The sequence below is a fragment of the Vibrio sp. CUB2 genome (assembly GCF_001557945.1).
Classification (GTDB): Bacteria; Pseudomonadota; Gammaproteobacteria; order Enterobacterales; family Vibrionaceae; genus Vibrio; species Vibrio owensii.
In genome coordinates this window covers 329876-356447 of sequence record NZ_LNRB01000005.1, presented here as the reverse complement: position 1 = coordinate 356447, position 26572 = coordinate 329876, and the positions used below count along the sequence as shown (strand labels likewise).

The 26572-nt window shown below is 46.0% G+C and carries 22 protein-coding genes; 13 read left to right on the top strand and 9 right to left on the bottom strand.

Annotated features, from left to right (window positions below):
• Positions 1–819, bottom strand: a complete 819-nt coding sequence (locus ATB78_RS10610; protein WP_005441551.1) for a substrate-binding domain-containing protein — start codon at positions 817–819, stop codon at positions 1–3.
• Between the two features lie 343 nt (positions 820–1162).
• On the opposite strand from ATB78_RS10610, the gene ATB78_RS10605 reads away from it, so the two are divergent.
• Positions 1163–2614: a sigma-54 dependent transcriptional regulator gene (locus ATB78_RS10605; RefSeq protein WP_061008635.1), complete on the top strand. Its 1452-nt coding sequence runs from the start codon at positions 1163–1165 to the stop codon at positions 2612–2614.
• Positions 2604–4646, top strand: coding sequence for a cache domain-containing protein (locus tag ATB78_RS10600; RefSeq protein ID WP_038896932.1), 2043 nt, complete (start codon positions 2604–2606; stop codon positions 4644–4646). The genes ATB78_RS10605 and ATB78_RS10600 overlap by 11 nt, the downstream gene beginning before the upstream one ends.
• Before the next feature lie 100 nt (positions 4647–4746).
• On the opposite strand, the gene ATB78_RS10595 is transcribed toward ATB78_RS10600, so the two are convergent.
• Together ATB78_RS10595 and ATB78_RS10590 are read right to left on the bottom strand one after the other, a co-directional pair.
• The gene (locus ATB78_RS10595; protein WP_005427576.1) at positions 4747–5625 is read right to left on the bottom strand and encodes a mechanosensitive ion channel domain-containing protein; all 879 of its coding nucleotides are present in this window, start codon (positions 5623–5625) and stop codon (positions 4747–4749) included.
• Positions 5626–5627: 2 nt separating this feature from the next.
• Positions 5628–7973: an ATP-binding protein gene (locus ATB78_RS10590; protein ID WP_061008634.1), complete on the bottom strand. Its 2346-nt coding sequence runs from the start codon at positions 7971–7973 to the stop codon at positions 5628–5630.
• Between the two features lie 400 nt (positions 7974–8373).
• Between ATB78_RS10590 and ATB78_RS10585 the strand changes: the two genes are divergently transcribed.
• Positions 8374–9966: an ABC-F family ATPase gene (locus tag ATB78_RS10585; RefSeq protein WP_005441564.1), complete on the top strand. Its 1593-nt coding sequence runs from the start codon at positions 8374–8376 to the stop codon at positions 9964–9966.
• Between the two features lie 284 nt (positions 9967–10250).
• Here the strand turns inward: ATB78_RS10585 and ATB78_RS10580 are convergent, their stop codons facing one another.
• Positions 10251–11075, bottom strand: coding sequence for a formate dehydrogenase accessory sulfurtransferase FdhD (locus ATB78_RS10580; protein ID WP_005427802.1), 825 nt, complete (start codon positions 11073–11075; stop codon positions 10251–10253).
• Positions 11076–11396: 321 nt separating this feature from the next.
• On the opposite strand from ATB78_RS10580, the gene ATB78_RS10575 reads away from it, so the two are divergent.
• From ATB78_RS10575 to cobB, 10 genes are all read left to right on the top strand, one after another.
• Positions 11397–11849 (top strand): DUF3305 domain-containing protein, encoded by a 453-nt coding sequence (locus ATB78_RS10575; RefSeq protein ID WP_005441569.1) that lies wholly within the window; start codon positions 11397–11399, stop codon positions 11847–11849.
• Positions 11839–12462 (top strand): DUF3306 domain-containing protein, encoded by a 624-nt coding sequence (locus ATB78_RS10570; protein ID WP_061008633.1) that lies wholly within the window; start codon positions 11839–11841, stop codon positions 12460–12462. The genes ATB78_RS10575 and ATB78_RS10570 overlap by 11 nt, the downstream gene beginning before the upstream one ends.
• Before the next feature lie 310 nt (positions 12463–12772).
• Positions 12773–14434, top strand: coding sequence for a 4Fe-4S dicluster domain-containing protein (locus ATB78_RS10565; protein ID WP_061008632.1), 1662 nt, complete (start codon positions 12773–12775; stop codon positions 14432–14434).
• Positions 14435–14443: 9 nt separating this feature from the next.
• Positions 14444–15076, top strand: coding sequence for a molecular chaperone (locus ATB78_RS10560; RefSeq protein ID WP_061008631.1), 633 nt, complete (start codon positions 14444–14446; stop codon positions 15074–15076).
• Between the two features lie 73 nt (positions 15077–15149).
• The gene (locus ATB78_RS10555) at positions 15150–15350 is read left to right on the top strand and encodes a twin-arginine translocation signal domain-containing protein (RefSeq protein WP_005427585.1); all 201 of its coding nucleotides are present in this window, start codon (positions 15150–15152) and stop codon (positions 15348–15350) included.
• A 10-nt stretch (positions 15351–15360) separates the two neighbouring features.
• On the top strand, positions 15361–18216 hold the full coding sequence (locus tag ATB78_RS10550) for a formate dehydrogenase subunit alpha (protein WP_033006499.1): 2856 nt from the start codon (positions 15361–15363) through the stop codon (positions 18214–18216).
• Between the two features lie 11 nt (positions 18217–18227).
• Positions 18228–18836 carry a formate dehydrogenase FDH3 subunit beta gene (fdh3B, locus tag ATB78_RS10545; protein WP_005427693.1) on the top strand — a complete coding sequence of 203 codons (609 nt, stop codon included), beginning with the start codon at positions 18228–18230 and terminating at the stop codon, positions 18834–18836.
• A 13-nt stretch (positions 18837–18849) separates the two neighbouring features.
• Positions 18850–19902, top strand: coding sequence for a formate dehydrogenase subunit gamma (locus ATB78_RS10540; protein ID WP_061008630.1), 1053 nt, complete (start codon positions 18850–18852; stop codon positions 19900–19902).
• Complete coding sequence (locus ATB78_RS10535) at positions 19886–20302, top strand: membrane protein (RefSeq protein WP_038896939.1); 417 nt, start codon at positions 19886–19888, stop codon at positions 20300–20302. Before ATB78_RS10540 ends, ATB78_RS10535 begins: the two co-directional genes overlap by 17 nt.
• A 191-nt stretch (positions 20303–20493) precedes the next feature.
• Positions 20494–21225: a Sir2 family NAD+-dependent deacetylase gene (cobB, locus tag ATB78_RS10530; RefSeq protein ID WP_061008629.1), complete on the top strand. Its 732-nt coding sequence runs from the start codon at positions 20494–20496 to the stop codon at positions 21223–21225.
• Between the two features lie 181 nt (positions 21226–21406).
• Here cobB and ATB78_RS10525 read toward each other — a convergent pair whose 3' ends face one another.
• From ATB78_RS10525 to potA, 5 genes are all read right to left on the bottom strand, one after another.
• Positions 21407–22444: an extracellular solute-binding protein gene (locus ATB78_RS10525; protein ID WP_005528441.1), complete on the bottom strand. Its 1038-nt coding sequence runs from the start codon at positions 22442–22444 to the stop codon at positions 21407–21409.
• Between the two features lie 251 nt (positions 22445–22695).
• Complete coding sequence (locus ATB78_RS10520; RefSeq protein WP_061008628.1) at positions 22696–23727, bottom strand: extracellular solute-binding protein; 1032 nt, start codon at positions 23725–23727, stop codon at positions 22696–22698.
• 102 nt (positions 23728–23829) lie between these two features.
• A complete protein-coding gene (gene potC, locus ATB78_RS10515) occupies positions 23830–24600 on the bottom strand; it encodes a spermidine/putrescine ABC transporter permease PotC (protein ID WP_005389180.1) in 771 nt (256 codons plus the stop codon).
• Complete coding sequence (potB, locus tag ATB78_RS10510) at positions 24600–25460, bottom strand: spermidine/putrescine ABC transporter permease PotB (protein ID WP_005441590.1); 861 nt, start codon at positions 25458–25460, stop codon at positions 24600–24602. Before potB ends, potC begins: the two co-directional genes overlap by 1 nt.
• On the bottom strand, positions 25441–26556 hold the full coding sequence (potA, locus tag ATB78_RS10505) for a spermidine/putrescine ABC transporter ATP-binding protein PotA (protein ID WP_009706100.1): 1116 nt from the start codon (positions 26554–26556) through the stop codon (positions 25441–25443). The genes potB and potA overlap by 20 nt, the downstream gene beginning before the upstream one ends.
• Between the last annotated feature and the right edge of the window lie 16 nt (positions 26557–26572).

Below are 26572 nucleotides of genomic sequence, written 5' to 3'. Positions count from 1 at the left end.
TTATTTGCTCTCAGCATTCGCAACGAACAATTGTTTACCATTCAGACGGAAGCCATTGATCAGCTCTTGACCGCGTGGATTCACCAACCAGTCACTGAAAGCCTTCGCACCTTGGTAGTTGATGGTTGGGTAACGCTCTGGGTTAACCAAAATCACTTGGTACGGGTTAAACAGTTTTTCGTCGCCTTGGAATAGAATCGCAAGATCCAATTTGTTTTGGTAAGCCAACCAAGTGCCACGGTCAGTCATGGTGTAGCCTTGCATTTCTGACGCCATGTTTAGAGTAGGGCCCATGCCTTGACCTACGCTACGGTAGCCACCAAAGTTTGGTTCCATCTTAGTTTGCGCCCAGATGCCCAATTCTTTTTTGTGCGTACCAGAATCATCGCCACGAGAGATGAAAGTCGCGTCTTTGTTTGCGATCTCTTTGAATACGTCGAGTACTGACGCATCGTCTTTTACTTGTGCTGGGTCAGCTTTAGGACCAACGATAACGAAGTCGTTGTACATCAGTTTACGTGGAAGGACGCCGTAGCCGTTCTCAACAAACACACCTTCTGCTTTAGGAGCGTGTGTCATAACCAAATCAACGTCACCGTTTTCACCCATCTTCAGCGCTTTACCGGTGCCCGCCGCGATGATATCCACTTTGTAGCCAGTGTCTTTTTCAAATTGAGGAAGTAGGTAGTCCAGTAAGCCAGAATGGTAAGTACTTGTTGTTGTCGCCAGACGAATGTGTTCGCCATCTTGAGCTGAAAAAGCAGAGTAGCTTACAAGAGTGATTGACGTTGCAGCTAGAGTCAGCGCAATTTTTTTCATTTTAGTTGTTTCCTTTCCAATGATTCTTTGGCTTCTTAAGTCTTGGGTTACTAAAGAAGTCGCCAGAGCGTCAGAGAGCGCTCAAATCACAAGCCACCTTAGGGTGAGGGAGTGAGAAGCGATGGTATTGCATTGATGTCTCCCACATCCTGAGGTCACTTGGACACTCCATATAGCAAACAAGATGCCAACATTTTACAAGCTCAAAATGTTTGATTTATGCGCTAATTCATGGACTTATTTGCATAAAAATTTGCGTTGGTACAAAATGTCGCACTTTTTGTAGGGTATCTCTGTTTAAACTTGGTACACTCTGTCCCATTCCTATCCAACTGGGGTAAATATGTCTACTCAATCCCATATTAGTACAAACCAACAATACAACGCTTTTTCAGTACTGGTCGTTGATGACGAACTCGGTATGCAAGCCATCCTTAAAAAGGCTATGGGCAAACTGTTTTCGCAAGTCGATACAGCGGGCAGCATTGAAGAAGCGGAAGATCTACGTAACTCGCGCCACTACGATTTGATTCTGTTGGATATCAACTTGCCGGGGCGTTCAGGGATTGAATGGGAAGAGGCGTTTGAAGATGACGACAAACGCGCAGATGTCATCTTTATGACTGGCTACGCGGATTTGGAAATTGCCATTCGAGCACTGCAGCTTGGTGCGTCGGACTTTATCCTCAAGCCGTTCAACCTAGAACAGATGCTGAAAGCGGTCAGTCGTTGTATGGATCGTCGTTTGAACGAGCGCATGCAATATGCGATGAAGCGCGACTATCAGCGTCACAACACCTCAGAGATTATTGGCGGCTCGGAAAAAACTCGCCAGCTCAAACAGCTGATCACTCAGTTTGCGCCGTCTCGTGCGTCTGTATTAGTAGAAGGCGAGTCGGGCACGGGTAAAGAACTGGTAGCGAGAGGCATTCACCAAGCAAGTGGTCGAACAGGTCCATTCGTCCCACTTAACTGTGGCGCGATTGCACCAGAGCTTTTAGAGAGTGAGTTGTTTGGTCATACCTCGGGGGCTTTTACTGGCGCAAAGAAATCTCGCGAAGGCCTTTTCCGCGTAGCCAATGGCGGCACACTATTCCTTGATGAAATCGGTGAGATGCCTTTGTCCATGCAAGCGTCACTGTTGCGCGTGTTAGAGCAGCGAACCATTCGTCCGGTAGGTTCTGAGCGTGAAATCAGCATTGATGTTCGTATTGTCGCGGCGACCAACCGCAACCTGCAGGAAGAGGTCAACAAAGGTAACTTCCGTAGCGACCTTTACTACCGTTTAAACGTTTTGAAGATTGAAGTTACTCCTCTGCGTGAGCGTAAAACTGACTTGTTTGAACTGGTTCCATACTTCAGCAATATGCTGACCAGTGAACTTGGTATGCAAGCACCGAAGTGGGCGCATGAAGACATGGAAGCAATGAGTGAGTACGAATGGCCAGGTAACATTCGCGAACTTAAAAACCTTATCGAGCGTTGTATTTTGCTAGGTAAACCGCCGGCGCATCACTGGCGTGAACTCAATGGTGGTCATGCTTTACCTAATGTCTCCATTACCGTGTCACACAGTGAAGAATTGCCAACCTTCAAAGAGGGCAAAGAGTTCTCCGGTGAAGGCTACCCAAACACTTGGACATTAAAAGAAGTGGAAAAAGCTCATATCCAACAATTGGTTAATTTGCACGAAGGCAACAAGTCGGCGGCGGCTCGAGATTTAGGAGTGGCACGAAAAACGCTAGAGCGCAAATACAAAGAGTGGGATTCTGAGGACGAGGATTATGCCGAGTAGTAGTTGGCAGCAACACAAAGGATTGTCTAAATGGACGTACCGATTCAAAACCATGGTGCGTTATCGACTGTTGATTTTGACATCTGCGCCAATCTTTCTAACGCTGATAGCCCTTATTGGCATTACGATCTATTGGTCGATTCACTATACGTGGCAAAACGCGTTGTTAGACGTATCGGAGCGTTTGGGCGTTGCTAATAACAGTATTACGTTGCTGCAACAAAAGCAGGCGAACTACGTCAAATCGTTCGCGGACTCTTATGACTTCCGTACCCGAGTGAACCAAAATGTCCCACAAGCGGAGTTGCAAAAGTGGGTGACTGCGCAGAAAAAACGTTACGGTTTGGACTTTTTGTCCTTCCAACGTGTTAATTCGATGGAAAATAAATTCCGCTTTATGGATTTAACTAAGCGCGAATCTTTCTTCGATGTTCTGGACAGAAAAGAACTGGAAAGGCTAGACCCCGAACTCGCCAAACGTGCTGAAGTACCGATTCTAAAGAATGGTGGTGTAGAAGCGCGTGGCTTGGTGAGTCGAACCGTGATCCCAGTTTACAGCCAGCAGAATGACTTAATTGGCTTCTTAGATGGCGGTTTGCTGCTCAACAATAGCACGGTATTGGTCGATCAAATTCGTGATCTTATCTATTTGAGTGATCATGACACCCTGCGTCCAGTCGGGACTCTGACGGTATTTTTGGATGATCTTCGCGTCAGTACCAACGTTCCGTTGGACAGCGACCAACGTTTGGGGCGCGCTATCGGTACACGAGTAAGTTCTGAGGTATACAACAAGGTATTGGCGGAAGGCGAGCAATGGGTCGACCGCGCGTTTGTTTACGATGCTTGGTACATCACCGCTTATCAACCAATCAAAGACCAGTACGATAACGTCATTGGTATGCTCTACACCGGTTACTTGATGTGGCCATTTGTAAAAGCGTATATGACCAATATCGTTGAGATCAGCTTGATTACCTTAATGTTGCTCTTAGTTTCTGGCGTGATGGTGTATCGCGGCTCACGTGATCTATTCCGTCCAATCGAGCGCATCTATAAGGTCGTGAAGCTTGTCCAGTTGGGTAAAGAAAAGCGCATTGGTCCATTAGGGTTGGATGAACACCATGAGCTGGCTCAGTTAGCGCGCCAGTTCGACAACATGCTTGACGCTTTGGAAGATCGTAAAGTCGAACTGAAGAACTCTGCTATGCAGCTGGAAGGTAAAGTTCAACAACGTACTGCGAGTTTGAAAGACAAAACTGAAGAGCTTGAACTTCATATTCAACTTCTCAACCAAACGCGTGACAAGCTTGTCGTCAACGAAAAGCTTGCCGCACTGGGTGAGTTAACTGCAGGTATTGCACACGAGATTAACAACCCAACCGCAGTGATTCTGGGTAACGTTGAATTGATTCAGTTTGAGCTCGGTGAAGAGGCAAGCCGCGTTCAGGAAGAGATTGATGCCATTCACGCCCAGATTGACCGTATTCGTAATATCACGCGTAGCTTGCTGCAATACAGCCGTCAGGGTGGTGTGCAAGACGAAATTACGTGGCAGCACGTGAATCCAATCATCGATGAGAGTATTACGCTGGTTAAAACCGGTACTAAGAAGCGTGACATCGAGTTTGTCACCGATTTACAGGCCCATACTTCGGTCGAGATCAATCGCCACCACTTGTTGCAGATTCTGGTGAACTTGCAGATGAATGGCATTCACGCGATGGACGGCAAAGGCAAGTTGACCGTCGTGAGTGAAGATTGGATTGAAGATGGCGAACTGAAAGGCGCAGCCATTCATGTCACCGACGAAGGTTGTGGTATTAAGCCAGAAAACTTGAGTCGTATTTTCTCGCCATTCTATACCACTAAACGCGATGGTACTGGGCTAGGGCTTTCTGTTTCGCAAAGTATTCTTAGTCAAACAGGCGGCGAGCTAAAAGCCGAATCGGAATGGGGTAAAGGCAGTACGTTCAGTATCTACCTGCCAAAGAAAGCCGAGCTATTGCTTGAGGTAACGAATATCGCTTAACCGGCGATTCCAATTCGCCAACGCGCAAAGAAAAGGGTCAGTGTAATCACTGACCCTTTTTGTATCTGTCCTCCCCTAAACGCGAGAGGAATACGCAGAATTAACCCGTATGCACTGCAATCTTCGGTGGATTTATGCCGTGCTTCTTGAACTCTTTCATCACACGCAGAGTAATGTCGGTTTCAAACAATTTCTCGTAGGCGGTATCTACCACATAAGCCTTACACGTTAGCTGAATTGCCAAGTAGTTATCCGTAATGGTCTGCTTGACGAGAACCGTTACCGGCTTAGGTAGGTGGATATAACGGCTTGAAGACGCCGCTTCCTGAATCAAGTCACGCGCTAACGTAATGTCTTCATTCATGCCGACATAAAACGGAATCACCACCTGCATATCCAGTGCACCGTAGTTACCGCTGACCACAACTTCACTCAAGAACTTGTTGTTTGGAATCGTAATGATGTCATCAGTTAGGGTGCGCATACGCACAGAGCGCAAACCAATCGCAATAATATCGCCGTAGTTACCTTCGAACGTGACGCGGTCACCAACTTGGAACGGGCGATCCACCATAACCGTCATACCCGCGATGAAGGATGCGGCTAGGTCTTTCAAGGCGAAACCAACCGAAACCGCTAACGTACCACCAATCAAAGCAAGGATTTGATCGTTAATACGGAAGCTCATCATAAACACGACAGAGCCAGCGGTTAAGTAGATGAAGAACTGTAAGAAAGACTGAAGCTTTTGCAGCACCATGCGGTATTGTACGAACTGGCTACCAATACTCTCTACCATCGAGTTCATGAACTTGAGCAATAGCCACGTTGAGGCAATCACAATGATGGAGAAGAACACGCCGCTCCAACGAATTAGGCTAGCGATTTGCGAGATATTGTCCACACTCGCGATCTCTTCTGTCGCCAATGCAGAGGTGCTTAATAGCGATAACGCTAATACGGTGAGTAGTTTTTTCATCGTTATTTCACCAATAAATGTTGACGGTCGAGAACGTTGGTAATGTGACGGAACCAGTGATCCGACACGCGAGCTTTGTCTTCGCTCCACTCAATAAAGCCGCGGCTTTGGAAGTAGCGCAGAGTACCGATAACTTCCGCAATACTCAGCTGAGTACATTCAGACAGCTCTTCCGGCGATGCCACCTCAAGCTGAACGATCGAGCGCAGCACTGCCAGCATCGGCTTCGGCATTTTCTCTAGCTCTTGAGACTCTGGTGCGTGGAATAATCGAACCACCACTTGTAGCGTCTCTTTATCCTGACGTAGAGACAAGCGGAAAAAGCGCAAGCCAACTGTCGGGTTACCATCAGAGTAATGCCACAGAATACGGTAGAAACCTTGTTTCGCACGTTCTTCTTCCGTGATGTCTTCTTGGTCCCATTGCTTAGGTACGACAAGGCCATCAAACGTTACTGGGTTCTCAATCTCTTGGTTAATACGCGTATCAAACAGCGCTGAGAGTTGTTTTTCACTCCAGCGCGGCATAAACGCCACCCAGTCAAACAACAAACGTTCGCCACGAGCACGGTCGACGAAACGCCAGCTTGCTTTCTCAATCGCCATCACAACGCGGTGGTTCTTCTTAGAGCGGCGAAGTAGGTTAGTCAGTTTAATCAAACCGCTTAAACCGCCTACCATTGGCTTAACCAAGCGCTGGGCGTTATCAACTGCGATAAGGTAAGGCGTGTCACTTTTACGTAAATGCGCAAGAACCTGAATCTCAGACGCGTCTTCTTCCAACCCAAGTTGTAGAGCCAGTTCTTTTAGTAGCTCACTGTAACCTGCGTATGGACAGTTCAAATAAAGCGGTTCGGCGTTCTTCACTTTGTTCAGGATAGTGCGCAGGAAGGTCGTTGTACCAACGCCACGTTCACCAGAAATCACACACACAGCAGGGCTATCTGTCAGTAGGTATTTAGACAGTTGTTTGATTTCGTCAGAGGCATAATCGACCAACTCGCTGTCTTCGCTACCAGGGAGAATGTACTCGAACGTTTGCTCGCCTTTGATTCTTACTAGATTGGTATCACCACCGTTATTACCCGTTTGTTTGGCAACTTCGATACGGAATAAGTACGCCAGCGCTTGGCTGAACATGGTGTAGTTAGACAACATTGCGACGATGCGGTGTTTAAAGCTGTGCAGCATAATCCACACAGCACAAATAGCCGTACCGATGATGCTTAGCAACAAGGTATCTTTACGACGGATAGACCAGTTTACCCAAACAGGGCGATCAGAAAGCTTCTCCGCGACTTCAAATACCTTTTTACGCCATAGTCGCAATACCGACAGCGTCACCAATACAAACCAGAAGAACAGCGCGCTGTAGATCCAAGAGTAGATGGTGCCTTTACCCAGCGTACGAATCGAGATTTGCAGAATTACGCCAGCAACAATGGCGCTCCAAACGTAACGACGAATGGTTGAAAGACGTAGGGCAATCACCTCTTGGCTAGTGCTGCGGCTGTTTCGATAAGTAAACTCGAGAATAAAGCTAATCGCGATAGAGCCACCTAGAACCCACCATGTGAAGATTTCTAGAATGATCAAATGCTGCAAACTTGGGATTTCTGATAGCACTCGAAGCGAGAGCGTAATCGCAATCAACCAAGCAATGGCTCTGTGTGCGCGGCTGATATACCAAATCAAACGAACCCAAATTGGCGGTTTGGCGACGTTATCTAGCTGCGTTTCGCGGAATAGGGTGATGATGCGCTTGCTATTGGTTAGCCACCACACCAAACCGAAGTAGATAAACAACACTTTGATGCCAGCCCAAACGACCGGAATCGGTGAAATCAGAATTTCTTTAATCAGAGATTGGAAAGAACGAATCTGGAAGAACACCAAGTATTCAACGTTAAGCTGAGTTTGACGCCACTCTTGCTTGAATTGCGTGACACCATAAGGACCAAAACCGGTCAATTTGTCGTGAGTGATAGGGTCGGTCAGCTCTAATAAACGCTCTTTGCTTTGACCTAGACTGTTGACCGTCAGGTAGCTGGATTGCGTCTCAAACCATTCTTTGTCTTCACCAGACTCACGGAATGTCTTTAAGTGTTGATCAAAGATAAGGGTTTGTTTGCGCTGCTCACTCATTACTGCATTGAGCAGTTGGTTGACCTTACGTTTGTCTTGGTCAGACATAAACAAAGGCTCTGGCAGCTTGTTGATCTCCTGAGTGATCTCTTGCGCTACAGGGAGGATTTGAGGCTCAGGTTGGAATTCGTACTCCCACTCAGCGTGAGCAGGTAAAGAAAGCACGAGACCGACTAGCATTAAAATGCGCGCCATGAAATGCATAAAATTCTCTTAAAACTTATAAGGTTAGAGTTAGTGTAGTTGCTTTATCGCGATATGCGAGTTTTACCCAATGACCGTGCGCGATGTTGCGATTTCCTTTGAGATACGGATGCTCAATAAAGGAATAACGTACGGAATTGATAAAAGGGGACGCACTATAAACCCAATTTCATGGGGTATGTCAATGGTTAGTCATGACGGATTTATGTCTCAGTTTTGAGTCGGTTAGAGTTGTAAACCTTAAAAATGGCAAGGTTTATGTTAGCCAAATCTCAAAATTCAGCCCGCTAAAGAATGCTTTTTCTCATTAATTAATAAAAACAAAACTTGAAGTGTGTAGCCTTAAGCAGTAACGTTGCGCGGTTTTTCCCAATAAACTTGAATTGCTAAGGTAAAGGTTTTGATTTCCACAGCGAATATTACTCAACAATTTGGCGCTAAGCCGCTATTTGAAAACATCTCAGTTAAGTTCGGCGAAGGTAACCGCTACGGCTTAATCGGGGCTAACGGTTGTGGTAAATCAACCTTTATGAAAATCCTGAGCGGTGAGCTTGAACAAACAAGCGGTAACGTAAGCTACGATCCAAACGAGCGCGTTGCAAAACTGAACCAGGACCAGTTCGCGTACGAAGAATTCACTGTAATCGATACAGTAATCATGGGTCATAAAGAGCTATGGGAAGTGAAGCAAGAGCGTGACCGTATCTACTCACTTGCTGAAATGAGCGAAGAAGACGGCATGAAAGTGGCTGACCTAGAAGTTCAGTTCGCGGAAATGGACGGATACATGGCAGAAGCGAAAGCGGGTGAGCTTCTTCTTGCTGTAGGTATCCCAATGGAGCAACACTTCGGTCTAATGAGTGAAGTTGCACCGGGTTGGAAACTTCGTGTGCTTCTAGCACAGGTTCTATTCGCAGACCCAGACGTTATGCTTCTTGACGAACCTACCAACAACTTGGATATGGACACTATCCGTTGGTTGGAAGACACGCTAAACGCGCGTAACTGCACAATGATCATCATTTCGCACGACCGTCACTTCCTAAACTCAGTATGTACGCACATGGCTGACTTGGATTACGGTGAGCTACGTGTTTACCCAGGTAACTACGACGAGTACATGACTGCAGCTTCTCAAGCTCGTGAACGTCTACTAAACGACAACGCGAAGAAGAAAGCACAAATCGCTGAGCTACAAACGTTCGTTGCACGTTTCTCTGCAAACGCATCGAAAGCAAAACAAGCAACATCTCGTGCGAAGCAAATCGACAAGATCAAACTGGACGAAGTAAAAGCGTCTAGCCGTCAAAACCCATTCATTCGTTTTGAACAGTCTAAAGAGCTATTCCGTAACGCTCTGATTGTTGAAAACCTAAGCCAAGGTTTTGAAGACGACCTGTTTGCTAACTTCAATGCAATTTTTGAAGTGGGTGAGCGCGTTGCAATCATCGGTGAGAACGGTGTGGGTAAAACAACCCTACTGAACACACTTGCTGGTGTACTAGAACCACGTACTGGTGAGTTCAAATGGTCTGAAAACGCGAACATCGGTTACTACGCGCAAGACCACGCACACGATTTTGCTGAAGACATGAACCTAACAGATTGGATGGGTCAATGGCGTCAAGAAGGCGATGACGAGCAAGTCGTTCGAAGCTTCCTAGGTCGTATGTTGTTTGGCCAAGACGACATTAAGAAGTCAGTAAAAGTACTGTCTGGTGGTGAGCAAGGTCGTATGCTGCTTGGTAAGCTAATGATGCACAAACCAAACATGCTGCTGATGGACGAACCAACCAATCACATGGATATGGAATCGATCGAATCATTGAACACGGCACTAGAGCAGTACAAAGGCACATTGTTCTTCGTATCGCACGACCGTGTATTCGTAGACTCGCTAGCAACACGTATCATCGAAATCCGCGATGGTAAAATCACAGACTTTAAAGGTACTTACTCTGAGTTCCTAAAATCTCGTGGTATCGAAGGTTAATCCTTCTTCTGAATAAAGAAAAAGACCTCATCGCGAGGTCTTTTTTTATGTCTATTCTTTGTGAGCGCTAATGCTTTGCTAGCGCTAGGTTGTGGCGTTCAATCCTTAAATTGCCTCATTAGATAAGCATATATCCCAACGAGCCCGAAGGTAATGATCATCGAAACGATGATGCCGCTTGGGGTGAGTAGATAATTCCACAGCTGATCGTTGTTCATAGTTCACATACTTTGTGAATCCACATGATAGTTTAAGTCTAACTCATCTGATGACTTAGTGAGAGGTTATTGATTGCCTTTCACGTCAAAATCAATCTTCTCTGCACCAGTAAAGACTTGGAAGCGTAACCCTTTCGCACGAGCGATGGTGGTGATGCCAAACTTTTTCGCCAGATCCAAACCCATTTGAGTTACGCCCGAGCGAGAAAGCAAAACAGGGATACCCATCTGCGCCACTTTAATCACCATCTCTGATGTAAGGCGACCAGTTGTGTAGAAAATTTTATCTTCACCCGTTTCTTGGTTAAGCCACATTTCACCCGCTAGCGTATCAACTGCGTTGTGACGACCAACATCTTCCACAAAAGACAGCACTTCGTTGCCTTTACACACTGCACAGCCATGCACAGCGCCGGCTTTTTTGTAGGTATCGTTGTAATGCGTCAACGCTTCAAGCGCCGCGTAGATTTCAGATTGCTTCAGCGGCACTTGTGGAACTTGGTAATCTTCAAGCTGCTTCATCACGTTGCCGTACATAGTGCCTTGACCACAGCCAGACGTCACCGTCTTCTTCTTCAGCGCGCCTTCTAAGTGCTCAGTATTTTCTTTGGTGATAACCGCAGCTGAGTGCGTTTCCCAGTCAATAATGACAGATTCAATCGCTTCAGGATCAGACAAGAAGCTCTGGTTCTTTAAATAACCCAACACAAGCGCTTCAGGACGAGAGCCAAGCGTCATTAGCGTAACGACTTCCTTCCAGTTCAACATCACCGTAAGAGGGCGCTCACAGGCGATTTGCTTAGTCAGCTTCTCACCGTATTCGTCAAACACTTCTACTTCGATGGTCTGTAGGGGATTTTCACTGGTTTTAATAATGTTTGGTTTTACCACAGTCATGTCCTAATGAATGAGAGAGCCGATACACGCTCTCATTAATGGGTCTATTCGTCTTAACTCTGCTTACAAAGCAATTCTCATTCCAAAATAGCCGTTATGCGAGAAATTGCGAGGCTTTAGGTCAATTCAATGCAAAAACCGCGATATCGCAGTAATGACACAGATATCGGTTTGCGTATCGACTAGTTTTGATCTTGGGGAGAATTTGAGTTTGATTTGGCGCGTTTATTGCTTTGTACCGCTAAAATGGTTGAAAGCAAAGTACAAAATGTCCTTTTCTGTCTTAAAGCCAACATAGAACAAATTGGGTGAGTTATGTCGGATAAGAAACAGTTCGAGAAAAATGAAGATTCATGGCCGGTAGGTGTGGATCTTGTAGAGCATGAGATCAGTACCGGTATTTGGGTTACGACCCAATGGCAACTGACGGGATTTGAGATTAATCCAACCGAAGACACTCAACACGTGTGCTTGCTGCAATTGCACAAAGACGAGCGCACCGATTACCGCTTTAACCTGAGCTCGCAACAGCCAAAGCTTTTCTTGGTTATGGACAATGTCGACTCTGGTGATACACCGACGATTCAATTGCTTACGGCATCTCAAACTGTCGCTGCGCAGTATATGGATGGCGACAACCTAGTATTATCTAATGATATGCCGTTAGCCATTCAAGCTTGGATGGAGGCCTTTATTGGGCGCCACGGTGAGTTGTTAGAAGTAAGACGCAAGAAACGCAAAGGAGCGGGTAGAGCAAATGGCAACTAGTTTTTTTAGCCGTTGGTCGAAACGTAAATTAGAAGAAACCACAACCGAGCCTGCAGACGCTAAGGTCGTGGACTCTGTTGAATCTACTGAACCAGAAACCGCACAAGCACATGAAGAATTGAGCACTGAAGCGCAAGCATTGGCTACTGAGGCTTCTGCTACAGAGACTGAATCTCAACAGACATCAAGCGAAACTACTGATCCTGAAGAGATGTCCGTAGCGCAGCTATTAGTGTCTGAGGCTTCAGAGAGCGTTAAGAAAGCCGCACTGCGTAAGATGTTCTTGTCAGAAGAGTTTAACGTTCGCGATGGTTTGGATGATTACGATGATGACTACAGTAACCTCAAGTCGCTTTCTGAAGGGGTTGCTGAAACACTTCGTGATTGGGTAAAAGAAAAAACGGAAGAAGAACCAGCAGAAGAAACTGCACAATCAACTGAATCTCATGAAGAAAGTGATATTGAATCGGCTGATGTAGAACTTGCTGAAGGTGCCGAAATTCCCGAAGAACAAAAAGAACTGGATATAAATACAGTATCTGGTGAAAGTGATAATCTAGAGACAAAACTAGCCCCTGAAGAGGTGGGACAAAATATACCACACAAAGAATAGGTACATTTTGACTAAACGCTCAATGAACCGGCTGAGACAAAATGTCCCAGTCGGTTTTTTTATCCCTACCATTTCTAAGATAAATAGCTAACCTATTGAAAATTAGCTGATATTTAATTGGCACGACATTTGCTATCTGTTGCTCATTACCATTCTTGTTGAAGTTAGACTATTTGCCTAACAGGCAGTGATAACCCGGGTGGGACTACCTAAAAGGGGTAGTTACTGACGAGTTAATCAGCAGAATCGCCTGCGCTAACTACAATGAAAGATGGAAGAAACTATCCATGCGTATAAATGGAACTGAGCAATGTTGAAACAACTATTAGAACAAGCAACTTCCAATAACGGTAAAGCGCGTCTGTATGCGTTTGAGAATACCGTAGAGTTGACCAATCTTATTCCACCAACGGTGAGCTACGAGAGTGGCGGTAATACACTGATTGTTGGACCGACTGCCATCATTGAGAGTGCAGCCGCGCAGCTATCTCAAATGAACAGCCTGACACTTCTTTCTACAGACGGAGAGAAAGGCACCAATCCAGAACTGTACTTTGCAAACTCTGTTCAGGTTTCTGGTTTCCTAGGCACGTTTGAAGTGCTTATCGAAAATAACGGTCTAACAAGCAACCTAGCAAAAGTCGCTATTAATAGTGATTGTTTCGATGTTGTTCTCGATCTTTGTCTAAGCAGCTGTATGTCAGAAGAGGTTCCGGTTCCGGGTTACTACCCAGTAGGACGCGGTTATCCAAAACTGGCTGAAGCGCTAGAAGAGATCCCAACATTAATGGGCACGTTTGATAAGCCAAAATTCTTCCGTCTGGATACTGACCTATGTGCGCACAGTTCTCGTGGCGTAAAAGGTTGTGAGCGTTGTGTGGATGCTTGTCCTGCTGGCGCACTATCAAGTGAAGGCAGCGATAAAACGGGTCATCGCATCGAGATTAACCCATACCTATGTCAGGGCGTGGGTACTTGTGCAACGGCTTGTCCGACAGAAGCGATTCACTACGCGCTACCTAATCCTGAAGATACGCAAAAATTCATTGAACGCACGTTAGCGAACTACGAGCAAGCGGGCGGTCTGGATCCTATCGTTCTTATCTGTAGCTCTCGCCACGAGACTTACAACGTGATGGCATTGAAAGCGCTACCAGATAACGTGATTCCAATTGTGGTTGAAGAGCTTCCTTCTATCGGTATCGATACATGGTTCGCTGCTCTAGTTAATGGCGCGACGCAAGTACTATTTGCGGCTTCTCGCTTTATGCCTGCAACCATCATTCGTGTTCTGAACAACGAAGTGGGTATCGCGCAAGAGCTATTGGATCAACTTGGTATCGCAAAAGAGACCATCGATATCCTTTACTTGGAATCGCTTCGTGAAGGTCCTCCAACACTATGTACAGATCCATTCGACCTTGCCCTTGGCGATCTTCAAGGTAACAAGCGTCAGCGTCTGTTTACTGCGCTGGATGCAATGTCTTCTTCTCGTATTCCGGTTGAGAACATTGTTGAACTGCCTGCGAACGCGCCTTACGGCAATGTTTCTTGTGAGAGCAAAGATTGTACGTTGTGTATGAGCTGTGTGGCGGTTTGTCCGACACGTGCACTTCATACCGATGGTGAATCTCCATCACTTAAATTCGTTGAACAAGATTGTATTCAATGTGGTTTGTGTGAAAAGGCATGTCCAGAGAAAGTTCTGACTCTAACGCCACGCATGAACTGGGTGAAAGAAGAGCGCCAAAAAGCGGTTGTGATTCACGAAGAGAAAGCAGCGGAATGTATTCGCTGTCATAAGCCATTCGCACCTCAGTCTATGATCGACATGCTACAAAACAAGTTACGCGGTCACTCTCATTTCTCTGATGAAGCGGCGATCAATCGTATCGCGATGTGTGAAGACTGCCGTGTGATCGACATGTTTGAGTCGATGGCAGAAGACCCAATGAAACAACTGAAATACTAGGAGCTCGCAGTGGATACACAACGAGAACAAGAACAAACACTGAGAACAGAGATCTACTTGGTTTTGTCAGCGCTTTTCCGTAGCGCACCAAGTGAAGAGATGATCGAGTTCCTGACTTCTCTAGAAGTTGAACCATCAGAAAGCGCAATGCAAAAAGCGTGGATTGCGCTTCAGCAAGCGGCGAAAGATTCCAACCGCGAAGCGCTCGAAGATGAATACCAAGATCTTTTCATTGGTATCGGTCGTGGTGAAGTGATGCCATTTGGCTCATGGCACATGACGGGTGCAATGATGGAAAAACCACTGGCTGAAATTCGTCACGATTTGGAACTGCTTGGTTTCGAGCGCGATGAAAATGTGAAAGAACCGGAAGACCACATCGCGGCACTTTGCGAAGTGATGTCGATGCTAACGGGTGAAGAAGAAGATCTTCAACAAGCGGTGTTTAACAAACACATCGCACCTTGGTTTAACTCTTTCACTCAGCAACTAGAAAACGCAGAGAGCGCGGACTTTTATAAGCCAGCAGCTCAACTGTGTGAGGCGTTCTTAACACTGGAACAAGTGCGCTTTAGCGTGAATACCAAAAGCAGTAAGCACAAATTAAAAATTGATGTGAAAAACGTCACTGATTACGAGTAATCGAGCAGTACTTGGTCATATCGATAGAGGGGCAATAGCCTCCAAAGATCTACCGTAAGGTAAGGAAGCAATGATGAAAGATAATAAAGAAATAAACACAAGCCGTAGGGATCTCCTGAAAGGCTTAACGACTGCAGCCGTAGCTGGTGCGGTTGTCGCTGGAACAACAAAAGTGGCAAGCGCTTCAGAAACGGTTGAGCCTTCTGAAAAAGACGTGAAGAAGAAAGGGTATCGTGAAACTCAACACATTCGCGATTACTACGACACACTTTAGGAGATAACGGATGAAACTTGTCAAACGCTCCGACAGTGTGAGCAAAGAAACCAATCAGCTTGGCGTTTCTCGCCGTGCATTCATGAAAAACACCTCGCTTGCTGCTGGTGGTGCGGTTGTAGGTGCAAGTCTTTTTGCACCGGGCATGATGAAGAAAGCACAAGCTAAATCGGTGGATCCAGAAGCGAAAACAGAAGTAAAACGTACCATCTGTTCTCACTGTTCTGTAGGTTGTGGTATCTACGCTGAAGTTCAAAACGGCGTATGGACAGGTCAAGAGCCTGCATTCGACCACCCATTCAACGCTGGTGGACACTGTGCAAAAGGTGCAGCACTGCGCGAACACGGTCACGGTGAGCGTCGTCTGAAATACCCAATGAAGCTTGAAAACGGTAAGTGGAAGAAGCTTTCTTGGGATCAAGCGATCGAAGAAATCGGCAACAAGGTGATGGACATCCGCAAAGAGTCGGGGCCAGATTCGGTTTACTGGTTGGGTAGTGCGAAGCACAACAACGAACAAGCGTACATGTTCCGTAAGATGGCGTCGCTTTGGGGTACCAACAACGTTGACCACCAAGCGCGTATCTGTCACTCAACAACCGTAGCAGGTGTAGCAAACACTTGGGGTTACGGTGCGATGACCAACTCTTTCAATGACATGCACAACTGTAAGTCGATGCTGTTCATTGGTTCAAACCCTGCAGAAGCGCACCCTGTTGCGATGCAGCACATCCTGATCGCGAAAGAGAAGAACAACTGTAAGATCGTTGTTGCGGATCCTCGTCGTACCCGTACCGCTGCGAAATCGGATCACTACGTATCTCTACGTCCGGGTTCTGACGTTGCGTTTATTTGGGGCGTGCTATGGCATGTCTTCGCGAACAACTGGGAAGATAAAGAGTTCATCCGTCAACGCGTATTCGGTATGGATGAAATCCGTGCAGAAGTAGCGAAATGGACACCAGCAGAAGTTGAGCGCGTAACTGGCGTTCCTGAGTCTGAAGTTTACCAAACAGCGAAACTACTTTCTGAAAACCGTCCGGGTTGTATCGTTTGGTGTATGGGTGGTACTCAACATACGACTGGTAACAACAACACACGTGCTTACTGTGTACTTGAGCTTGCGCTAGGTAACATCGGTAAGTCAGGCGGTGGTGCAAACATCTTCCGTGGCCACGATAACGTACAGGGCGCAACTGACCTTGGCGTACTATCTGATACGCTACCTGGCTACTACGGCTTGTCTGAAGGTTCTTGGCGTCACTGGTCGAAAGTGTGGGAAATCGATTACGAATGGATCAAAGGTCGTTTCGATGACAACGCTTACGGCGGTCAAAAACCAATGAACAGTGCAGGTATCCCTGTATCTCGTTGGGTGGATGGTGTTCTTGAAAACAAAGATAACATTCGTCAACGTGAAAACATCCGCGCAATGTTCTACTGGGGTCACGCAGTAAACTCTCAGACTCGTGGGCCTGAGATGAAGAAAGCGATGCAGAAGCTGGATATGATGGTTATTGTTGACCCATACCCAACAGTCGCAGCGGTAATGAACGATCGTACTGACGGCGTTTACCTGCTTCCTGCAACGACTCAGTTTGAAACGCACGGCAGTGTGACAGCATCTAACCGCTCACTTCAGTGGCGTGATCAGGTTATCGAACCATTGTTCGAATCTAAACCTGACCACGAAATCATGTACCTGCTAACTAAGAAGCTAGGTTATGAAGATCTGCTGTTCAAAAACGTACGCGTAGAGAACAACCAGCCAGTAATTGAAGACATCACTCGCGAATTCAACAAAGGCATGTGGACCATCGGTTACACAGGTCAAAGCCCAGAGCGTCTAAAAGCGCACCAACAAAACTGGCACACATTCCACAAGACATCTCTGGAAGCAGAGGGTGGTCCTGTGAATGGTGAGACTTACGGTCTACCTTGGCCATGTTGGGGCACACCAGAGATGAAGCACCCAGGCACACACATTCTGTACGATACGTCTAAGACGGTTGCAGAAGGTGGCGGTAACTTCCGTACGCGTTTCGGTGTTGAATTCGAAGGTCAAAGCCTACTGGCTGAAGACAGCTACTCAAAAGGCTGTGAAATCAAAGACGGTTACCCAGAGTTCTCTGACAAGCTAATCAAACAGCTTGGTTGGTGGGACGACCTAACGGCTGAAGAAAAAGCAGCAGCGGAAGGTAAAAACTGGAAAACTGACCTGTCTGGCGGTATCCAACGCGTAGCAATCAAGCATGGTTGTATCCCGTTTGGTAACGCAAAAGCGCGTGCGATTGTTTGGACATTCCCAGACCGAGTGCCGCTACACCGTGAGCCGCTATACACGCCTCGTCGTGACCTTGTAACGGATTACCCAACTTGGGACGACAAAGAAGCAATCTTCCGTGTACCAACGCTTTACAAGTCTATCCAGAAAGAAGACAAGTCTGGCGAATACCCAATCATCCTGACTTCTGGTCGTTTGGTTGAGTACGAAGGTGGTGGTGAAGAAACGCGTTCAAACCCATGGCTTGCTGAACTTCAACAAGAAATGTTCGTTGAAGTGAACCCGAAAGACGCAAACGATCTGGGCTTTAAAGATGGCGATGACGTTTGGGTTGAAGGTGCAGAAAAAGGCCGCATCAAGGTGAAAGCGATGGTAACTCGTCGTGTTAAACCGGGTCTGGCGTTCATTCCGTTCCACTTCGGCGGTAAGTTCGAAGGTGAAGACCTACGTCCTAAGTACCCAGAAGGTACGGATCCTTATGTTGTTGGTGAAGCAGCCAACACGGCAACCACTTACGGTTACGACCCTGTTACTTTGATGCAGGAAACAAAAGTAACCCTATGTAACATTCGTAAAGCGTAAGGAGTCTGACAATGGCACGAATGAAATTCCTATGTGACACCAAACGCTGTATCGAGTGTAACGGCTGTGTTACTGCATGTAAGAACGAAAACGATGATGCGCTTGAGTGGGGCATTCAACGTCGTCGCGTGGTAACACTGAACGACGGTGAACCAGGTGAAAACTCAATCTCTGTTGCTTGTATGCACTGTACAGATGCGCCTTGTATGGCGGTTTGTCCAGCTGACTGTTTCGAGCACACAGAAGACGGCATCGTTCTTCACAACAAAGATCTTTGTATCGGTTGTGGTTACTGTCTGTTTGCTTGTCCATTCGGTGCGCCTCAGTTCCCGAAACAAGCATCTTTCGGTGAGCGTGGCAAAATGGACAAATGTACTTTCTGTGCAGGTGGTCCAAACACAGAACCAGGTTCTCTAGAAGAGCGTGAGAAGTACGGTGCGAACCGTATTGCTGAAGGTAAGCTACCTATGTGTGCGTCACTATGTTCAACAAAAGCACTGCTAGCGGGTGATGCAGAGAAAGTTTCTGACATCTTCCGTCAACGTGTGGTTGAGCGCGGTGCGAAAAACGCAGGTTGGACAGACGGTAACGATCTTTCTTACGACGCAACCAAAAGCTAAGTAGGAGAGACACATGTTAAATACTCTTAAACGTGCGTCTCTTGTAATGCTGTCTATGATGACAGCATTACTGCTGACCTTTGCGATGCCAGCGTCTGCGCAAGAAGACTCTTCTCCAGTGGTACAACAGGAGATGACACAACTTGCAGGTGCAGACTTCTGGCGTCAGGTCAAAGAGGGGCAAGAAGGCTATACCACGTCGAAATCAGCGGAACACGGTGTGCTGATCAGTACTCCGGGTGAGACTTGGTACATTCTTAAAGAGAAATGGATGTCTCCTGCGGGTGCTGTCGCGATTTTCGGCAGTATCGCAATGGTTATCATGGCTTACGTATTCGTCGGTCCTCTGATGCTAAGCAAGCCACGTACTGGCAAGAAGATGAAACGCTGGTCTCGACTAGACCGCGCACTACACTGGAGCATGGCGTTTACCTTCTTAACGCTGGCATTCAGTGGTTTGATGCTGGTTTACGGTAAGCACTTCTTGAAGCCGTACGTACCCACTGAGTTCTGGGGCTTCATCGTCATGTTGGCGAAGCAGTACCATAACTACATGGGTCCGCTGTTCTTCATCTTGCTGATGTTTGTTCTACTGAAATGGTGGCGCAAATCTATCCCTAACATGACAGACATCCGTTGGTTCATGAAAATGGGCGGTATGGTTGGTAAACATAAAGGTACGCACCCATCGGCTGGTTTCTCGAACGGTGGTGAAAAGGCGATTTACTGGTTGTTGATCTTCTTTGGTGCTATCGCTGCAGTGAGTGGTTTAATTCTGGATTTCCCAATTTTTGGCCAAACTCGTCGCGATATGGAATTGTCTAACCTTGTTCACGCGATTTCGGCACTGATTCTAATCTGTGGCTTTATCTTCCACATCTACATCGGTCTATTCGGTATGGAAGGTGCGCTTGAAGGTATGGTTACTGGTGAAGTTGACGAAACATGGGCGAAAGAACACCACGATCTTTGGTACGAAGAAGTGAAATCCAAAGAAGCGATGGGCGAAACAGATACGGCAAACACGGAACCAAAAGGAGCGAAAGCGAATGAACAAACCTCATAACGGGATTTGGGTTGCGTACATCCTGAGTTGTTTGACCCCGTTTACGTTTTTGATCTCAGGCGTTATCGCAATCATTTACGCGGGCTACCGCTTGGATAAAGGCGAAGACAGTGATGTAGTGAACTCGCATTACTACGGCTTGATTCGTACTTTCTTCCTGTACTTCACGTTCTTTGTTGTATTGATCGTAACAGTGGCAACATCGAATGGTGTGTTGGTTGGCGTAAGTGACTATTGGGTGCACAGCACCTTGCTAGACACGGTAGCTTACTTCATTCCTTGGGTAGGTATGCTGTTCGCAACGCTAGCGATTCTAGTGTGGTTCCTACGTATGTACCAAGGTATGAACCAACTACGCAACAATATGCCGCACAGACCGTCTACAGGTCCAAACCTGTAAAACGGAACCTTTGCTCAAGAGCCTCGCCATCGCGGGGCTTTTTTATGCCTGAAACACGGAGTGCTTCCAGCAGTTTTTAAACAGAAATTAGAGGCAAATCAGCAGGCTTACGACCATGGTCTAATCCTTATAGCTATTGTTGTTTTTCTATCGGTGTTAAGCTTAATAAAAAAGAGCAACAAGGATCGGTTATGAATTTCCCATACAGAAATATTGTCGTACTTACTGGCGCTGGCATCTCGGCTGAGTCTGGTATTCAAACATTTCGAGCTCAAGATGGTCTCTGGGAGAATCACCGTATCGAGGATGTCGCAACACCGGAAGGCTTCTTGCGTGATCCGGATTTGGTTCAGAGCTTTTATAACCAACGTCGTAAAAAGCTACAAGGTGAAGATATCAAGCCGAATGCGGCCCATATCGCGCTAGGACGCTTAGAAGAGCAGTTGGAAGGCAAAGTGACTATCATCACTCAAAACATCGATAATCTGCACGAGAGAGGCGGTAGCGCTAATATCATTCACATGCACGGTGAGTTGCTCAAAGCGCGTTGCAGCGAATCCAATCAAGTCATCGAGCATTCAGAAGACATTGAGACTGGCGAGTTATGCCATTGCTGCCAAATTCCGGCTCAAATGCGTCCACACATTGTTTGGTTCGGTGAAATGCCACTGCGCATGGGTGAGATCTATGCGGCACTGGAAGAGGCGGATTTGTTTATTTCTATCGGTACTTCTGGTGTTGTATATCCAGCCGCAGGCTTTGTACATGATGCGAAGATGCATGGTGCACATACGATTGAAATCAACTTGGAGCCAAGTGCTGTCGAGAGTGAGTTTGAAGAGAAGCGTTACGGTAAGGCAAGCGTTGAAGTACCGAAGCTTGTTGACGAGATTCTCGCTCTGGAAAACGAAGCCAGCGCTTAATCAAACGGACAGAACCTTTATTCAACAAAAGGCATCGAGTGATTCGATGCCTTTTTGTATTTTGAAACTTTGTATTCTGATGCTTTGTCATTCGAGCAATATAGATTGAGATACAAAGTAGGGTCTTCAGATACAAGAAAAGCGACCGAAGCCGCTTTTCTAAACTATTTCGACAGACTGATTAGTTGTCTACTTTTAGCTTTTGGAAGTACTCATCGTAAAGCACGCTTGCTTCACCAACTTCGTCTTGCCATGTACCGCTGTCCATCACTTCTTGTGGTGGGAAGATGCTTGGATCGTTAGCAAATTCTTTCGGTAGTAGGTCGTGCGCTGTTTTCACTGGAGTAGGGTAACCAATCTCTAGTGCAATCTTAGCTGCGTTCTCAGGACGTAGTAGGAAGTCGATCATCTTATGAGCAGCATCAACGTTCTTCGCACCAGCTGGAATTGCTAGGCTGTCCATCCAGAAGATAGTGCCTTTTTCTGGCCAGATGATGTCGATGTTCGCGCCTTCTTGACGAGCCATGTAAGCAGAACCATTCCAAAGCATACCAAGTGATACTTCACCTGCTAGGTATGGGTTCGCTGGGAAGTCTGAGTTAAATACCAATACGTTAGGCATTAACTTTTTCAGCTCTTCGTAAGCCGCTTTGATCTCGTCTGGGTTAGTCGTGTTTGGCGAGTAACCAAGCTTAGTCAATGCAATGTGGAATACTTCGCGAGAATCATCCATCAGCATTAGTTGACCTTCCCACTTGCTATCCCAGAAATCGTCCCATTTAGAAACTGATGACTTGTCTAGCATGTCAGCATTGATACCAATACCGGTCGCACCCCAAATGTATGGGATAGAGTAGTTGTTGTTCGGGTCGAACGGCTTGTTCAGGAAGTTAGTGTCTAGATCAGCAAAGTGAGACAGTTTCTCTTTGTCGATCTTTTGCAGCATGCCTTCTTTACGCATTTTAGATACGAAATAGGTAGACGGTACTACCAAGTCGTAACCAGAACCTTGAGTTTTCAACTTCGCGTACATGCTTTCGTTAGACTCGTACGTAGAGTAGATAACTTTGATGCCGGTTTCTTTTGTAAAGTCTTCAAGAACTTCGTTTGGAATGTATTCCGACCAGTTGTAGAAATACAGTTCTTGATCAGCAGCCATTGCAGGGGTAGCGATTAGCGTCGCCGCACACAGTGCGCTTGCGTAGAATTTACTTTTCATTTTATTTCCGTTTTGTTCAGCAACAGGACAAATCAATACTAGTAACAGATATTGGTTTGAGCCAAATTGCGATAAGCACAATCCTGTTTATTTGAGCGACGAAAACCAACATTACGACCCAAATAGGCAGTAATGCTTGAACTCGAGTCAAATAAACCTAGCAACATACAATTATATCAGTCAATTACAAAAATAGGCAGCGTATTGCTGCCTATTTTCATTTAGTAGATGGCTTATTAAGCAAGATCAGATTATTGACCCGCTTTTAGCTTTAGGAAGTAGTCTTCGTACTTCACTGTCATGTCGCCAACAGAGTCTTGCCATTCAACGCGGTCAAGGTCTTCTTGAGAAGGGAACAGTGGTGCAACGTCTTTGAATTTAGCGTTAGATTCTGCAACCGCCGTTAGGTAACCCGTATCCGCTGAGATTTGCTCTGCGATTTCTGGACGTAGTAGGAAGTCGATCATCTTGTGAGCTGCTTCTACGTTCTTCGCACCAGAAGAGATTGCGAAGTTATCAACCCAACCGATACCGCCTTCTTTAGGGAATACAAGTTTCAGGTTCATACCTTCGTTTTGAGCAGCTGCTGCGCTACCGTTCCAAAGCATACCAACGCCGACTTCGCCAGACATGTATGGTGCGCCTGGGTTGTCAGAGTTAAATACTAGAACGTTTGGCATTAGCTTTTGTAGCTCTGCGTATGCTTCATCGATTTGTTTTGGATCCGTAGAGTTACCAGAGTAACCCAGTTTGCGTAGTGCAATGTGGAACACTTCACGAGTGTCGTCCATCAGCATTACTTGACCTTCAAGTTCAGGCTTCCATAGGTCAGCCCAGCTTTGGAAGTCGTTTGGATCGTACATATCTGCGTTAACCGCTAGACCTGTAATCGCAACAACGTGTGGAATAGAGTAGTCGTTATTTGGATCGTAAGGCTTGTCTAGGTAGTTTTTATCTAGGTTGCCGAAGTTTTTCAGCTTAGTCTTATCGATCTTTTGTAGCATGCCTTCATCACGCATCTTCGCTACGAAGTACGTTGAAGGTACTACTAGATCATAACCTTGGTTATGAGTTTTTAGCTTTGCATACAAAGTTTCGTTCGACTCGTAAGTCGAGTAGATCACTTTGATGCCAGTTTCTTTAGTAAATTGCTCTAGGATATTACTGTTGATGTAAGGACCCCAGTTCATAAATACTAATTCTTTATCATCCGCTGCCGCTGTACCAGTGAACAGAGAAAGCGCACATGCACTACCAGCTAATAGAGTAGCCCATTTTTTCATTGACGTTAGCTCCAAACCAAACGTTGTCCAATTTTGGACGATAGATAGAAAAACAGAATGGCATGTAACCATTCTGTTTCGTGATGTTAACGGGTGCGGATTCTACTTCACTTTTTCTCTTGCTAGCAACTGAGAAATTACTACCAAGACCAAAGAAACAATCAACATCACCGTTGCTAGGGCGTTCACTTCCGGTGAAATGCCCACCTTAACCATTGAGTAAATCTTCAATGGCAAGATTTCGTAAGTTGGACCTGTTACAAACGAGCTGATAATTACGTCGTCCAAAGACAGGGTAAAGCTCAGTAGCCAACCTGCAGCAACCGCTGGTTTAGCAAGAGGAAGGATGATCTGTTTCAAGATTACCCATTCGCTTGCACCAAGGTCTTTAGCAGCTTCCAACATTTTCACATCAAAGCCATTTAAGCGGCTGTACACTGTTACTACAACGAATGGTAGACAGAAGGTGATGTGAGCAATCAATAGAGTAAAGAAGCCAAGCTGTGCGCCCAATACTAGGAACAGAGCAAGTAATGAAATCGCCATTACAATATCTGGAGACATCATTACGACAAACAGCATGCCGTTTACCGCGCCTTTACCTTTGAACGAGTAACGGAATAGGGCAACAGCCGTCAAGCTACCAATAATGGTTGCTGCTGTCGCTGAGAATACCGCTACGTTCAATGAATGCCATGCAGCCTGCATTAGGCTGTCGTTATTTACTAAAGTTTCGTACCATTTCGTGGTGAAACCGCCCCATTTCATACCAAATTTGTTGGCATTAAATGAGTTAACAATTAAGACGATGATTGGTAGATACAAAAATGCATATACCAGCGCCATAAAGCTAAATCTAACTGTGCGTCCCATTAGTCTAGCTCCACTTTCTTATTCAATAGTTTGCCTGCTCTGTAGTAAGCGTAAAGCATCACAGCCATTGCGAAGGTGAGGGCGATACTGGTCGCAGCACCAAATGGCCAGTCACGAGCGTTCAATACTTGGCTCTTAATTACGTTACCGATCAGTAGGTTCTTCGCACCGCCAAGAAGGTCAGAGATGTAGAACATACCTAGTGCAGGTAACAGAACCAACAAACAGCCACCGATAATGCCAGGCATTGTCAGAGGTAGAATAACGCGTGTAATGGTTTGAAACTTGTTCGCACCAAGGTCTTTTGCTGCCTCAATGTATGTGTTGTCTAACTTCTCGATTGCTGAGTAAAGCGGCAAAATCATAAATGGAAGTAAGATGTACACAAGACCAATCATTACTGCTGTTTCGGTATACATTAAACGCATCGGCTTATCGATGATTTCCATCGCCATCAACGACTTGTTCAAAATGCCTTGAGTACCTAGAACAATCTTCAGGCCGTAAGTACGGATAAGAGAGTTAGTCCAGAACGGTACAATCACCAAGAACAACATGAACGGACGCCATTTTTCAGGCATTTTCGCTACGATGTAAGCAAATGGATAACCAATCACCAAACACAACAATGTTGCGATGATCGCCATGTAGAAAGAGTGCATCAGCACCTTTGCGTACAAAGGATCAAGTAGGCGAAGATAGTTGTCGAACGTAAACGTTAATTCAATGAGGTTCGCTTCATCACGCGTCAAGAAACTTGTACCGATAATCATTAGGTTTGGTACTAACACAAACAGTGTTAACCAACCAACGATTAGGGTAATGATCGCGTTCTGAAGATTAAGCTTCTTGCTTATCATTTAGTACTACCTCCCAGCTCTCAACCCAAGTAATAGCGACTTTCTGGCCGAGAGAGTGGTCCACATCTGGATCATCTTCGTTAAAGAATTCGCTTACCATCACGCGCATGCCTGAATCCAATTGGATAACAGAATCAAGCGTCATACCTTTATAGGTACGCTCAGTTACGTGACCTACGATGCCTTTTTCTTCAGACTCTTTGATCTCTTCGATTCGTAAGTCTTCTGGGCGAAGTAGTACTTGTAGTTTGTCACCGGCTTGTGCTTCTTGATCGTAGTAAACAACGGATTCAACACCTTCAATCTCTGCACGAATACGTTTCTCGTCGATACGATCTAGCATGGTTGCGTTGAATACGTTGATCTCACCGATAAAGCGAGCAACAAATAGGTTCTTAGGTTCTTCGTAGATCTCACGTGGAGAGCCATCTTGCTCGATAACACCGTCGCGCATAACAATAATGCGGTCAGACATCGATAGGGCTTCTTCCTGATCGTGCGTAACGAAGATAAAGGTAATACCAAGCTGACGCTGAAGCTGTTTAAGCTCGATTTGCATTTGCTTACGTAGTTTGTAATCAAGTGCAGATAGAGATTCATCTAGCAGCAGTACTTTTGGCTTATTCACAACTGCACGCGCAATGGCGATACGTTGTTGTTGACCACCAGAAAGTTGGTGAGGCTTACGCTGTGCCATTTTTTCTAGGCGAACCATGCGTAGCGCATCCATAACTCGTGGCTCGATCTCTGCAGCAGGTGTTTTCTGCATGCGAAGACCAAAAGCAACGTTTTCAAATACGGTCATATGAGGGAAGAGTGCGTAACTCTGAAATACCGTGTTGACGTGCCTTTGCTCTGCAGGAACCTGTGTTACATCTTGGTCATCTAATACGATTTGACCGTTATCTGCCGTCTCAAAGCCCGCGATCATGCGTAAAACTGTTGTTTTACCACAACCAGAAGGACCAAGAATCGTCAGAAACTCACCATGATTAACATCCAGATTTAAATTACCGATGATTTCCTTGCCATCGAAACTTTTGCTAATACCAGATAGACGAACTACTGGCTTTCCTGCTTGCTGTTTAGCGTTCAACGTCTGTATTTCTCCC

Bases quoted from the DNA above. Each gene is read 5' to 3' on its own strand.
- ATB78_RS10555 (WP_005427585.1), top strand. From the start codon at position 15,150: ATGAAAGATAATAAAGAAATAAACACAAGCCGTAGGGATCTCCTGAAA.
- potC (WP_005389180.1), bottom strand. From the start codon at position 24,600: ATGGGACGCACAGTTAGATTTAGCTTTATGGCGCTGGTATATGCATTT.
- ATB78_RS10575 (WP_005441569.1), top strand. From the start codon at position 11,397: ATGTCGGATAAGAAACAGTTCGAGAAAAATGAAGATTCATGGCCGGTA.
- ATB78_RS10550 (WP_033006499.1), top strand. From the start codon at position 15,361: ATGAAACTTGTCAAACGCTCCGACAGTGTGAGCAAAGAAACCAATCAG.
- ATB78_RS10535 (WP_038896939.1), top strand. From the start codon at position 19,886: ATGAACAAACCTCATAACGGGATTTGGGTTGCGTACATCCTGAGTTGT.
- ATB78_RS10565 (WP_061008632.1), top strand. From the start codon at position 12,773: ATGTTGAAACAACTATTAGAACAAGCAACTTCCAATAACGGTAAAGCG.
- ATB78_RS10600 (WP_038896932.1), top strand. From the start codon at position 2,604: ATGCCGAGTAGTAGTTGGCAGCAACACAAAGGATTGTCTAAATGGACG.
- potB (WP_005441590.1), bottom strand. From the start codon at position 25,460: ATGATAAGCAAGAAGCTTAATCTTCAGAACGCGATCATTACCCTAATC.
- ATB78_RS10590 (WP_061008634.1), bottom strand. From the start codon at position 7,973: ATGCATTTCATGGCGCGCATTTTAATGCTAGTCGGTCTCGTGCTTTCT.
- ATB78_RS10610 (WP_005441551.1), bottom strand. From the start codon at position 819: ATGAAAAAAATTGCGCTGACTCTAGCTGCAACGTCAATCACTCTTGTA.
- ATB78_RS10595 (WP_005427576.1), bottom strand. From the start codon at position 5,625: ATGAAAAAACTACTCACCGTATTAGCGTTATCGCTATTAAGCACCTCT.
- ATB78_RS10525 (WP_005528441.1), bottom strand. From the start codon at position 22,444: ATGAAAAGTAAATTCTACGCAAGCGCACTGTGTGCGGCGACGCTAATC.
- fdh3B (WP_005427693.1), top strand. From the start codon at position 18,228: ATGGCACGAATGAAATTCCTATGTGACACCAAACGCTGTATCGAGTGT.
- ATB78_RS10570 (WP_061008633.1), top strand. From the start codon at position 11,839: ATGGCAACTAGTTTTTTTAGCCGTTGGTCGAAACGTAAATTAGAAGAA.
- ATB78_RS10540 (WP_061008630.1), top strand. From the start codon at position 18,850: ATGTTAAATACTCTTAAACGTGCGTCTCTTGTAATGCTGTCTATGATG.
- cobB (WP_061008629.1), top strand. From the start codon at position 20,494: ATGAATTTCCCATACAGAAATATTGTCGTACTTACTGGCGCTGGCATC.
- ATB78_RS10520 (WP_061008628.1), bottom strand. From the start codon at position 23,727: ATGAAAAAATGGGCTACTCTATTAGCTGGTAGTGCATGTGCGCTTTCT.
- ATB78_RS10605 (WP_061008635.1), top strand. From the start codon at position 1,163: ATGTCTACTCAATCCCATATTAGTACAAACCAACAATACAACGCTTTT.